Source organism: Streptosporangium sp. NPDC001681, assembly GCF_040298085.1.
In the GTDB taxonomy this organism is placed as follows: Bacteria; Actinomycetota; Actinomycetes; order Streptosporangiales; family Streptosporangiaceae; genus Streptosporangium.
In genome coordinates, this window is sequence record NZ_JBEOZN010000207.1 from 1 (window position 1) to 11,427 (window position 11,427).

Annotated in this window: 10 protein-coding genes; 2 read left to right on the forward strand and 8 right to left on the reverse strand. The window is 72.0% G+C overall.

The window, feature by feature from the left end; genetic code table 11:
- Positions 1–208: 208 nt before the first annotated feature.
- A complete protein-coding gene (locus ABT130_RS45250; RefSeq protein WP_350928606.1) occupies positions 209–1,288 on the reverse strand; it encodes a TauD/TfdA family dioxygenase in 1,080 nt (359 codons plus the stop codon).
- 385 nt (positions 1,289–1,673) lie between these two features.
- Positions 1,674–2,015: an ArsR/SmtB family transcription factor gene (locus tag ABT130_RS45255; protein ID WP_350928608.1), complete on the reverse strand. Its 342-nt coding sequence runs from the start codon at positions 2,013–2,015 to the stop codon at positions 1,674–1,676.
- A gap of 163 nt (positions 2,016–2,178) precedes the next feature.
- Between ABT130_RS45255 and ABT130_RS45260 the strand changes: the two genes are divergently transcribed.
- Both ABT130_RS45260 and ABT130_RS45265 read left to right on the forward strand, forming a co-directional pair.
- Positions 2,179–2,373, forward strand: coding sequence for a DUF1918 domain-containing protein (locus tag ABT130_RS45260; protein ID WP_350928610.1), 195 nt, complete (start codon positions 2,179–2,181; stop codon positions 2,371–2,373).
- 109 nt (positions 2,374–2,482) lie between these two features.
- On the forward strand, positions 2,483–3,460 hold the full coding sequence (locus ABT130_RS45265) for an aldo/keto reductase (protein ID WP_350966149.1): 978 nt from the start codon (positions 2,483–2,485) through the stop codon (positions 3,458–3,460).
- 373 nt (positions 3,461–3,833) lie between these two features.
- On the opposite strand, the gene ABT130_RS45270 is transcribed toward ABT130_RS45265, so the two are convergent.
- The 6 genes from ABT130_RS45270 to ABT130_RS45295 form a co-directional block, all read right to left on the reverse strand.
- Positions 3,834–5,759, reverse strand: a complete 1,926-nt coding sequence (locus ABT130_RS45270) for an AfsR/SARP family transcriptional regulator (RefSeq protein WP_350966150.1) — start codon at positions 5,757–5,759, stop codon at positions 3,834–3,836.
- Between the two features lie 127 nt (positions 5,760–5,886).
- Positions 5,887–6,540 (reverse strand): GAF domain-containing protein, encoded by a 654-nt coding sequence (locus tag ABT130_RS45275; RefSeq protein ID WP_350928616.1) that lies wholly within the window; start codon positions 6,538–6,540, stop codon positions 5,887–5,889.
- A complete protein-coding gene (locus ABT130_RS45280; protein ID WP_350966151.1) occupies positions 6,524–7,360 on the reverse strand; it encodes a S8 family peptidase in 837 nt (278 codons plus the stop codon). The genes ABT130_RS45275 and ABT130_RS45280 overlap by 17 nt, the downstream gene beginning before the upstream one ends.
- Entirely contained in the window at positions 7,357–10,374 is a 3,018-nt protein-coding gene (locus ABT130_RS45285) for an adenylate/guanylate cyclase domain-containing protein (RefSeq protein WP_350966152.1), read from the reverse strand. Before ABT130_RS45285 ends, ABT130_RS45280 begins: the two co-directional genes overlap by 4 nt.
- 12 nt (positions 10,375–10,386) lie before the next feature.
- Positions 10,387–10,575, reverse strand: a complete 189-nt coding sequence (locus ABT130_RS45290; protein WP_350928622.1) for an aroma-sacti cluster domain-containing protein — start codon at positions 10,573–10,575, stop codon at positions 10,387–10,389.
- Positions 10,565–11,266 carry a hypothetical protein gene (locus ABT130_RS45295; RefSeq protein WP_350966153.1) on the reverse strand — a complete coding sequence of 234 codons (702 nt, stop codon included), beginning with the start codon at positions 11,264–11,266 and terminating at the stop codon, positions 10,565–10,567. Before ABT130_RS45295 ends, ABT130_RS45290 begins: the two co-directional genes overlap by 11 nt.
- Between the last annotated feature and the right edge of the window lie 161 nt (positions 11,267–11,427).

The following is an 11,427-nucleotide window of genomic DNA, read 5'->3' on the forward strand; positions in this document are numbered from 1 at the left end:
TATATATACACTCTCAACACAACCCTCTTCCCCAACCCCCCCCTCTCCCTATCGGGTTTTGGTGCCCCTAAATGACCCACCGGGGCCTCGCGGGGCGGAACGGGGCACCGAGAGGCCCCTGAGGACCGCTGGGGGGCGTCCGAAGGCCCCGAACGTGAGACGGCCGGTGGGAGAGATCCCACCGGCCGTCTCTTCTGTGTGGCGCGGGTCAGTTGCCCCAGTCCTGGTTGGGCACGACCGCCTCGGCGATGCGGAAGCTGCCGCCCGGCAGCGGCTTCTTGCCCTCCCCGTCACCCCTCGCCTTCACGACGTTCTTGCCGAACCCCTCCACGAGCGGGCGGCCCACGTCGCGCTTGAGCCACAGGCGCAGCAGGTGCCGGCGGCGCTCCGGCTCGGGCCAGTCGACGTAGCTGGTCCGCGAGTGCAGGGCGGCGTAGTTCAGCAGCCACTGGACGTCACCCGGCTGGAAGTCCATGTCGATCGGGAGCCCCTGCTCCTGGGTGATCTCGTCGTAGAGGTGCAGCAGCTCGATCTGCGCCTCGGTGAGCTGCGGCACGCCGGGGTACTTCTGGGCGGAGAAGATCATCGTGCTGCCCGCGTAGGTGCTGAAGACCCCGTCGACGTAGCTGCAGATCGGGGAGACGTAGGTGTCCGAGAGGGCGTCGGGGTCCTGGCCCCGCCAGTCCCAGTGCCAGGGCTCGAACAGCAGGGGAGCGAGGTCGGGGCGGCGGCGCAGGATCTCGTTGTAGATCGTCGTGCCGCTCACCAGGCTGCTGGAGCCGCCCTCCTTGGACGCGCGCAGGCACAGCAGCGCCACCACGTCGGAGCTGTCGGAGTGGAAGGGCAGCCGGTCGCGCACCCGCGACGGCAGCGCTCCGGGGTCGTCGAGCGTCTTGTTGGAGGTCGCGATGACGTGGTCGAGCACGTTGCCGAGCTGGTTCTGCTCCATCGGCGTGCCGAGGTGCAGGCCCATCAGGAAGAAGATCGCGCCGGCCAGCGTGTCGCCGTACTCGGCGGTGCGCAGGCCGCGGACCAGGATGAAGCCGCGCCCGGCGTCCATCTGCCGCGCGCACTCCTCGATCATGCCGCGCGCGGCGACGAGCGGGTAGCTCTCCGCGGTCACGTCGCGCAGGTCGGGGTCGTCCTCGACGAACCGGCGGCCGAGGGTTTCCAGCTCCTCACGCTCGGCGTCGTTGAGAAGGTAGATCCACTCGGTCGATCCGGCCAGCTCGTCACCGCGCCAGGCGGAGGGGCCGGTAATGGGGGATGAGGAAAGGTCTGTGGTCATGATGCGCTCCGAGTGCTCGGGGTCGTCTCAGAAAGTGCTCGCCGGGGCGGGACACGTGATCCGGGCGGGAACGCGACGGGAGAGGCCGCACGAACCGGTCGTGCGGCGGAGCCCGCCGCGACGCCAGGGTCAGAAGGGAGTCTGCGGATCCCCGGCGGCGGTACCTGGGCGCAGGCCCTTGCGCGGTGGGTGGATCCGCATCGGATCCCTGAAGCAGGGCAGGCTGGACCCGGAGCCTGGTACGGCTACCTGGGTCATGGTTCTCTCCTGCGGCTGGTGGTTCTTCCGCCACGCTAGACCGCTCCCAAAGGTTCCGTCAATAGAGATGTCGTCTCGCCCTCCGTTACGCCTGTGCGCCTCTGCGGTCCTCCGGGCGGGGACGGCCTCAGCGGGCCTCTCCGGCGCGGCGCTCCCGCTTTCCCCGTGCGATCTCGGTGCCCAGGGCGTCGAGGCGCTGGGTCCAGAAGTGCCGGTAGCGGTCGAGCCACCTGTCCACCTCCCGTAGCGGGGCGGGGTCGACGGCGTACAGGCGCCGTGTTCCCTGGGCGCGCACGGTCGCGAACCCGTTGTCCCGCAGCACGCGCAGGTGCTGCGAGACGCCGGGCTGGGAGATCCCGAACTCCTCCTGCACCACGGCGCTGATTTCGCCGGCCGCCCGCTCGCCATCGGCGAGCAACTCCAGGATCCGGCGCCGGACGGGGTCACCGAGAACGTCGAGTGCGTGCATGGCCTCACTATCCCAGTGTCGGCTCATATGCGGGAATTCCGCGGCCGACCGAACCGTTCGGCCGCCCCAATGTGCCTCCCACCTGGACGTATGCGCCTCGGGATGGTGCCATGGGAGGAGAGGGATGCCCGGAGAGCCGGCACCTGTGATCCAGGAGGCCACAGTGAAGGCAACCATAGGTGACAAGCTGATCGTGGAGGGGACCCACAGCGGCGACCCTCGCAAGATCGGGTTCATCGTCGAACTCCATCACCAGGACGGAAGCCCGCCCTACGTGGTCCGCTGGGAGGACGACCAGCACGAGAGCCTCGTTTTTCCTGGGCCTGACGCCCATGTGGTGTCGAAGACACCGGAGTAGAAGGCGTTTCACGCCCGTTTGGTGAGGATTGCCCATGGCGGGGCGGCCGGGACCGCCCCGCCCCGGACACCGGTGATCCCATCGCGTCGCGCGGGCTACGATCGCTGATGTGCAGCAGCGTGAATTGGGTAGAACCGGCAGGCAGATCGGCGTCGTCGGGCTCGGCGCGTGGCAGTTGGGGGCCGACTGGGGTGAGGTCGGCGAGGACGAGGCGCTGGCCACCCTCAACGCGGCCGTGGACGCCGGGGTCACCTTCGTCGACACCGCCGACGTGTACGGCGACGGACGGAGCGAGCAGATCGTCTCGCAGTTGATCAAGGACAGGCCCGGGCTGACCGTGGCCACCAAGATGGGTCGCCGTGTCGCCCAGGAGCCGTCCGCCTACACCCTGGACAACTTCCGGGCCTGGACCGACCGCTCCCGGGCCAATCTCGGCGTCGACACCCTCGACCTGGTGCAGTTGCACTGTCCGCCCACCCCGGTCTACTCCTCGGACGAGGTCTTCGACGCCCTCGACACCATCGTGGGGGAGGGCCGTGTGGCCGCCTACGGGGTGAGCGTGGAGACCTGCGAGGAGGCGCTGACCGCGATCGCCCGGCCGAATGTGGCCACCGTTCAGATCATCCTCAACGCCTTCCGGCTCAAGCCGCTGGAGAAGGTGCTCCCGGCGGCGGCCGCCGCCGGGGTCGGCATCATCGCCCGCGTCCCGCTGGCCAGCGGCCTGCTGTCCGGCAAGTACGACGAGTCCACGGTCTTCGCCGCCGACGACCACCGCACCTTCAACCGGCACGGCGAGTCCTTCGACGTCGGCGAGACCTTCTCCGGGGTCGACTACGCCACCGGCCTGGAGGCGGTGCGCCGCCTGGCCCCGCTGGTGCCGCCCCAGATCACCATGGCGCAGTTCGCGCTGCGCTGGATCATCGACCAGCCCGGCGTCTCCGTGGTCATCCCCGGTGCGCGCAACCCGGCCCAGGCCCGTGCCAACGCGGCCGCCGCCGCGTTCGACGCGCTGCCCGAGGCCACTCTCCAGGGTGTGCGGGAGATCTACGACGAGCTGATCCGCCCCCAGGTCCACCAGCGCTGGTGAACCGCCGCGGGTGACGACGCCGGTCATGATCTCCTGGATCCGGCGCGCCATGGCGGTCCACCGGTGCCGGTGAACCGCCGCGGCCGACGAGGGCCGGGTCCCGCACGGGTGCGGGACCCGGCCCTCGTCGGCAGGTTTTTATGGATCTGTAAACCGGCCGGTTATGCATGGCCGTATCGGGACTGCCGGATGATATCGGGTTAGCCGGAAAAGCGGAATTCGGGAGGGAGCGGCCGGGATTTTTGGCCGCCGGATGAATTCCCTTTCTCTGGGCGGGGAGTTCGCCGGTGGTCCGTTAGGCAAAATAGAGGAAGTCCTTTTATCTGCCCATTCATCGTGTGACATGCCTTAGCGGGACGGGCGCCGTGCCAGGCTACGCGCGGGTGCGGGCGCGGCGTAGCCGCTCCCCGGCCGCGGTGCGCTGGGGCGCCGACTCCTCCCGCTGCAGCCGCTCCCGTGCGTACAGGCGCAGCCAGTCGGCGATCAGATAGACCGGGGAGGGGCTGGGCTCCGCGGTGACCACGTTGGCCTCGGCGAGCCTGTCGGCGACGTCGGCGGCCAGCCGCACGTCCGAGTCGAGCAGCGCGGCCAGATCGTCGGCGGTGAACTCGCCGCTCGGCAGCGCGCCCAGGCGCCGCAGCGAGGTCCACAGTTCGGGGCCGAGATCGCGCTCGTAGGTGGCCGCGCAGGTGCGCAGTGACAGGTCGTCCACCGACAGCTCGTCCAGCAGCGAGTGCTCGTCGGCGAGGCGGTCGGCGAACAGGGAGAGCCTGACGTGACGGTGGGCGGCCAGTCGCGCCCCGGCGATGCGGACGGCGAGCGGAAGGTTGGCGCAGGTGCCGACCACGCGCAGGGCGGCCGCGGGGTCGGCGTCGACGCGCTCGGCACCGGCGGTCCGCCGTAGCAACTCGACGCCCTCCGCGGGGGTGAAGGTCTCCAGCGCCACGTGGTGCGCCGACTCCAGGGCGCTCAGCCGCCTCCTGCTCGTGATCAGCACTCCGTTGTCCCCGGTACCGGGGAGCAGGGGCCGTATCTGCGCCGCGGTGGACGCCTCGTCGAAGATCAGCAGGATGCTGCGCTCGGCCAGCCAGGCCCGGCAGGCGGCGACCCGCTCGCCGGCCCGGCGCGGAGGGTCGCCCTCGAAGCCGCAGGTGCGCAGGATCTCGGCCAGCACATCGGGAATCGAACGCTCCCGGCCGCCCGCCGTGCGCAGCCGTACGAAGAGCTGCCCGTCGTGGAAGCGCTCGCGCAGCAGGTGGGCGGAGTGCACGGCCAGCGCGGTCTTGCCCGCTCCCGCCGGGCCGGAGATCACCACCGGCGGGCTGTGCCGGCGGGTGCGGAAGACGTCGAGGATGTCCTGGACGCTCTCGCGGCGGCCGGTGAAGTCGGCCAGGTCGCGGGGGAGCTGGCTGAGGTGGGCGATCACCTCCTGGCCGTGGCCCGCGGTGGGGTGCGACCTGATCACGGCCGCGCCGCCGAGGTGTGGCGGGCCCCCGGCCGACGGGCCGTCCAGGGACGGGTCACCCGCGAGGATCGCCCGGTAGAGCCGTTCGAGGACCGGGCTGGGCTGGAGGCCGAGTTCCCGGGCCAGTGTCTGGCGCATGTCCTCGTACTGCGCCAGGGCCTCCGACTGCCGCCCGCAGCGGAACAGTGCGATCATCTGCGTGCTGCGCAGCCGTTCCCTGAGCGGGTGGCGCCGGACGTTCTCCTCCAGGGAGCCGATGATGTGCGTGTGGTGTCCGAGGCTGAGCTCCGCCTCGGCCCAGTCCTCGTACACCGACATGCGCTCGCTGCGCAGCCGGGAGAGCTCGTCACTGATCAGCGGCACGTGCGCCATGTCGGGCAGGGGGTCGCCCCGCCAGAGCCGCAGAGCCTCGTGGAGCGGGCCCACCGCCTTGGTGATCTCGCGGTCGCGCAGGTGCTGGCGGCCCCTGCGGGCCAGGGTCTCGTAGACGAGGATGTCGAGCTGCTGGGGACCGAGCCGTAGCTGGTAGCCGGGAGGACGGTAGGCCAGCCGGTCGCGGTCGGCCTCCCCGAGCACGTTCTTGCGCAGCGCGGACACGTAGACCTGGACGTTCTTCAGCGCGGTCCTGGGGGGCTCCTCGCTCCACGCCGCGGTGCTGAGCTGGTCCACCGGGACGATCCTGTTGGCGTGGCAGAGCAGCAGGGACAGGAGCACGCGCTGCTTGAAGGGCCCGAGCGGGACCAGGCTGCCGTCGCGGCGGGCCTCAAGAGGGCCGAGCACGGCGAAGGTGGTCTCTCCCGCCTCCGCCTTCTCGCGCACTACGGTTGCACCCACGGGGGATTCTCCATTGGCTGTCCAGGCGGCTGCGGAAATCTGACCGGGTTATGTGGAGGCGGGCTCACAGAATTGTCATGATATATGCGCCTATCTATTAGTAAACCGGTGATTTCTGCTGAAGTAGTCAGCTCTGATTGTCAACCAGGAGCTCGTGAAGTGAACCGAGCAGGCGCAGTCCGGCCCGCCGTCTTTCCTCGGTCCCGCCCGCGAGCGCGGAGACGATGGACAGCAGGTCGCCGAACTCGGCCCCGGTGCCCTCCAGCACCCGCAGGGCGTGGCGGTTGCGCTGCACGATCCGCAGCGCCGCCGACGCCTGCGCGGCGAAGAGCGTCAGCAGGGCCAGCTCGTCGATGGCCGCCCGCGCCTGTGGGTGAGGATCGAGCACCTCCAGCACGCCCAGCGCCTCGTCGTCGTGGACGAGCGGCACCGCCATGAGCCCACCCGGCACGTACGCGGTCGACTCGGCGATGTCGCGGGCGAACACCGTGCTCGTCGACAGGTCGTCGACGATCAGCGCGTCCCCGGCGCTCAGCACCCACCCCGCGATGCCCCGCGTGGCGGGGAAGCGCCGTCCGACGAGCACCTTCTCGCCCTCGCCGGAGACCGCCTCGAAGACGAGGTCCCCGTGCTCCTCGTTCACCAGGAAGATCGAGCTCGCCTTGGCCCCGAAGATCACGCGTGCGGTGTCGACGATCGACTGGAGCAGGAGGCGGTGTTCCGCCTCAGAGCCGGCGACCGCCGCCGAGACGGCCGCGATCATCTCACCGTTCACCATCATCGAGATTCCTCACATTCTGCGCGGTCAGGTACAGGACGGTCTTCACCTGGAAGGGCGTCAGCCCGGGGTGCTTGCTCAGGATCAGCGCGCAGTGGGCCGCGACGTGAGGGGTCGCGAAGCTGTTCCCGGTGCACCGGGTGCGCCCGCCGCCGGGCCAGGCCACCTCCACGTCGGATCCATGGGCGAAGAACTCCACGGGCGGGCGAGGGTTGTACAGGATCAGCCCGGGATCGGCCCCGGCGTGGCTTCCCACGGAGATCACCGAGGAGAACCGCCAGGGGAAGCTCTCCACCGGCAGGTTGTGCGCGGACGCCACGAGCACCGTACGGCGGAAGTAGGCGAGGTCACCGAGCTCGCGCAGCGGTTCGGCCAGGTGCCTCCTGTTGGTCGACAGGCTCAGGCTCACCACGTCGAAGCCCTGCTCGATGGCCCAGCGGAGCCCGGTGACGAAGGCGTCACCGGTTCCCGAGAAGCCCGCTCCCAGCACCTGGACGCTGTGCAGCTCGCACTCGGGCGCGATCGAGCGGATGATCCCGGCGCACGCCGTTCCGTGCCCGCAGGTGTCGGCGGCGTCGCTCTCCCGCACGACGGCTTTACCGTCCGGGCCCGTCACCACGGCATGGGTCGCCTGCACCGGGGCGAGCAGCGGGTGGTCGCGGTCGACCCCGCTGTCCACCACGCAGACCCGCACGCCGCGCCCGGTGGCGCCCTGCCACGCCCACTCCGGGGTGATGGCCGCGTTGCCCGCGGCGGACACGGTGATGTCGGCGAGGTCGTCCTCGGCGCCGAGCCGCCAGGTGAGCTCGGGACGGGCGGTCATCGCCGGCCCGCCAGCGCCAGCGCCCATCCCCTGCCGACCAGGTGCCCCTTGGCCGCGAACTCGGCCATCGCGCCGCGCGCCGCGGCCTCGCTCTCCCGGTGGGCGCCCAGGACGGCGAGGCCGCGGGCGTTGCCGAGCAGCACCGTGGCGCGGCAGGCGGGGGAGTCGGTGCCGCCGGCTTCGCGTACGGCCAGGTCCATGAGCTCCCGGCAGGGTTCCGTGGCGCCCCGGGCGGCGAGCACCTCGGCCTGGATCGCGTGCAGCTCGGCCGTGTTCATCGGGGCGGCCCGGGGCGAGCCCTCCAGGGCCGTGCCCGCCCACAGCTCGGCCCCGGCCAGGTCTCCCCGGCGCAGCAGCGTGCCGGCCAGGTCACGTGAGGCGGTGACCAGGAGCTGGCTGTCGCCGAGCGCCCCGGCCCTGGCGCATGCCTGGCGGAGCAGGTCCTCGGCGAGGTCCCAGCGTCCGGCCAGCGATTCGACGGCCGCGGAGAAGATCGGCATGAACGCGTCGGCGTAGGCGTGCCGCAGGTCGGCGAGGGAACGCCCGGCCGCCGCGAGGGTGGTCCTGGCCTCGTCGAACCTTCCCCGCGTGGCCAGCAGGACCGCCAGGGGACAGCCGACGACGGCGCGCACGATCCCCCGGTCCCTGCCGTGCGCGGTCAGCAGGTCACGGCACCTGGAGATGGCGACGGGCGCCGGTTCCGGGCCCAGCCAGAGGGAGGCCGCCAGGTTGCCCAGGATGGTGGCGCGCTCCAGCTCGGCGCCGGACCGCGTGGCGTACTCCAGGGCACGCTGCAACATCTCCCTGGTCTCGGCGAACCTGCCGCGCCCCTGCGCCTCCTGGGCGACCATGGTCCAGGCCCTGGCCAGTCCGAGGTCGTCGGCGGCGGCCTCGAAGACCGGTATGGCACGGCGCGCGACCTCGGAGGAGCCGGCCGGGTCGAAGTGGCTCAGGTAGAGCGAGGCGTGGGCGGCCACCACCGCGTCGGCGTCGCCGGTCGCGCGCTCCAGCACCTCGGTGAGCAGCAGCCGTCCCCGCTCGACGTCACCCAGGGTGATCTGGGTCTCCGCGACGCGCCCGCTGATCCGCGGCCAGCCGGGGTGGGCCGGCCCCAGCAGCGCGGCCCCCCTGCTGAGCAGGTTCTCCGCTCTGGACAGGTCGCTCCTGCGCAGCGCGAGGGTGCCGGCCTCCGACAGCCGGGCCGCCGCCCCGTCGCGCAGCCGCGCGGTGTGCTCGTCGGGAGGGCCGAGGTCGGCGCGGTGCCGGTATGCCTGCTCCAGGTGCGTGCCGACCGCCTCGTCCCCGCCCTCTCCGGCGGCCAGCCAGCCGGCGAACCGCTCGTGCAGCTCGGCCCGCCGCCGCTTGGCCATGCCACCGTAGACGACCTCCTGGATGAGGCCGCTGGTGAACCGGAACGTCGCCTCCGTACGATGCTCGATGAAGGACTTGCGCCGGAGCTCCTCCAGCGGAGCGCCGGGCTCGCCGGTCCCCGAGACGGCCCGCAGCTCCCCGGCGGTGAACTCCCTGCCGACCACCGCGGCGCACTCCAGCACCTCCCTGGCCGCGGGACCCAGCCTGTCGACGCGGGCCGCGATGAGAGCGTGCACGGTCAGCGGCAGGCCGTGCGGCTCCCCGCCGTCGCCGAGCATGGCCACCAGCTGCTCCAGATACAGGGGGTTGCCCTCGGAGCGGTCGGCGATCCGGTCGAGCAGGGCGTCGTCGTGCGGCGTCACCTCGGCCAGCCCGGAGGCCAGGAGCCGGGAGTCGGCCGGGCCGAGCCGGGGCAGCGCCAGCCGGGAGGCGACCTGCCAGCCAGGCATGCGGTCGAACAGGTCGGAGCGCGTCACGCAGAGCACCATCACCGCCGCCTCGCTCAGCTCCTCGGCCAGCCGGCCGAGCGTGTCGAAGACCGGGCCGCCCGCCCACTGCACGTCGTCCAGCACGATCAGCACGTACGTGGAGCGCCCGAGTCCGGCCAGGACGCTGCGCAGTGCCCAGGAGGTCTCCTGGTATGAGGGGTTGGGCGTGCCGTCCTTCAGCAGGCCGTCGCGGAGCACGGCGAGGGCCCGCGGGTCGGGCGTGCCCACGGTCACCAGCTCGCGCACCGCCTCCGCCACCCCGAGCAGCGTGCCGCCCGCGCCGTACGGGCGGCAGCGGCCGGAACCGACGAGGACGCCCCGCTGTTCCGCGCGCTCCGCCCACAGCCGTGCCAGCCGGGTCTTGCCCACCCCCGCCTCGCCGTGCAGGGTCACGATGCGGCAGTGGCGGTGGCTGATGATCCCGTCCAGGGTCCGGTCCAGCTCGCGCAGCGGTTCCTGCCTGTCGACGAACGGGATGTCGAACCGCCGGATCACGGCAGGGTCGTCGGAGCGCATCGAGACCAGCCGCCACGCGGTGACCGGATGCCGCTTGCCGCGCAGTGTCAGGGGGCCGGCCGTGGTGCCCACGGCGGAGGGGCCGACCAGGCGCCAGGTCTCGGGCCCGAGCAGGATCTCTCCGGGCTGGGCGAGCTGCTGGAGCCGGGCGGCGGCGTTCACCGTCTCGCCCGCGACGAGGGCCTGCTCACCGCGGGTGAGGCCGGAGGTGACGACCTCGCCGGTGTTGACACCGATGCGGACCCTGAGCCGGATCCCGAGATCGTGGTCGAGGTCGTCGTTGAGCCGTTCGAGCGCCGCCCGCATGTCCAGCGCGGCACGGGCGGCGCGCAGCGCGTCGTCCTCGTGCAGCTCCGGTACGCCGAAGACGGCCATGACGGCGTCGCCGATGAACTTCTCCACCGTGCCGCCGTGCCAGGCGAGCTGGTCGCGCATGAGCGCGAAGTAGCGGATCAGGACCGCGCGCAGGGACTCGGGGTCGAGGCGCTCGCTCAGCGCGGTGGACTCGGCCAGGTCGCAGAAGACCACTGTGACGATCTTGCGCACCTCCACCGGCGCCGGCGCGGCGAGGTGTGTGCCGCACGACGGGCAGAACCGGGGGTGTCCCGGCGTCTCGGCCAGGCAGGAAGGGCACCGCATGACAATCCCCGATCAGAACAGGAGTCCGCCGACGATGTGGGCCTCGACCTCGGGGGAGCCCTCTCGCAGCTGCCCGTGGATGGAGACCAGGAGCGCGACCTCGGCCTCGCTCAGCGAGCGGACGATCTCGCGCTGCTCGGGGCCGACGAGGGTGAGGTCGATTCCCGCCCGGGCCAGCTCGTCGAGGGGGTCAAAGGTCATGTTTCCTCCCGGGGTGGCCGAGTGAGACGAGGTCGCCGTAGGGCGGGCAGCCGTACCTCCCGGCGAAGCCCACCCCGCCGCCGGCCAGCTGCATGTCGAGGACCCGCCGCTCCAGGAAGGCGGCGGCGGGCGTGTGCGGGGGAGGGGTGACCTCCAGCTCCCGGCAGGTCTCGCAGTACCCCCGGCCCGGCGGGGCGCCGGCCAGCCGGAGCGGGCCGTACGTTCTCAGGGCGCGCAGCGTGCCGGAGGTCAGGCAGCGCTCCCTGACCGTGCTCCAGTCGTCGGCACCCGCGTGCCCCAGGCGCAGGTGGCCGGGGACGGGGCGGTGGTCGACGACGTCCTGGTTGCAGCACGCGGTGATCGTCCCGTCGAACCCGACGGTCGGCCAGGCGGCCATCGCGCACGGCAGCGCGGGCGCGACCCCGGAGCCCGTCACGGTTCCGGCGGTCCCGGCGGCCGGTGCGGGTACGGTGCCCCTGCCCGGTAGGGGGCGGAGCGCGGCACGGGCCCGGCCGACCGGCCGCACGCGCCCCACCAGCATCGGGATCCGGTCGTGGAACTCCCGCCGGATCTCCGCGGTGACGTCGCGCAGGTAGGGGTCGTCGGGCCCGCTCCCGGTGAGATGGAAGCTGAGGTCCTTGCCCCGCGCCAGCAGCGCCCGCATGACCGCGAAGACGCTCCTCCTGGGCACCTCCTCCTCGTGGAAGGCGTCCAGGCTGGCGGAGAAGTGGTCGGGGGGCGGGGGGCGCCCCCCCCCGCCGCCCCGCGGCGGAGACGGCGGGACGGTACCCGGAAAAAAAAAACACACAGCAAACCAAAAAAAAAAAGCAGGCGAGAGGTAGGGTGGGAATA

Coding starts and splice junctions, on each gene's coding strand:
- ABT130_RS45275 (WP_350928616.1), bottom strand. CDS start 6,540: ATGATGGTGAACGGTGAGATGATCGCGGCCGTCTCGGCGGCGGTCGCC.
- ABT130_RS45280 (WP_350966151.1), bottom strand. CDS start 7,360: ATGACCGCCCGTCCCGAGCTCACCTGGCGGCTCGGCGCCGAGGACGAC.
- ABT130_RS45250 (WP_350928606.1), bottom strand. CDS start 1,288: ATGACCACAGACCTTTCCTCATCCCCCATTACCGGCCCCTCCGCCTGG.
- ABT130_RS45255 (WP_350928608.1), bottom strand. CDS start 2,015: ATGCACGCACTCGACGTTCTCGGTGACCCCGTCCGGCGCCGGATCCTG.
- ABT130_RS45290 (WP_350928622.1), bottom strand. CDS start 10,575: ATGACCTTTGACCCCCTCGACGAGCTGGCCCGGGCGGGAATCGACCTC.
- ABT130_RS45285 (WP_350966152.1), bottom strand. CDS start 10,374: ATGCGGTGCCCTTCCTGCCTGGCCGAGACGCCGGGACACCCCCGGTTC.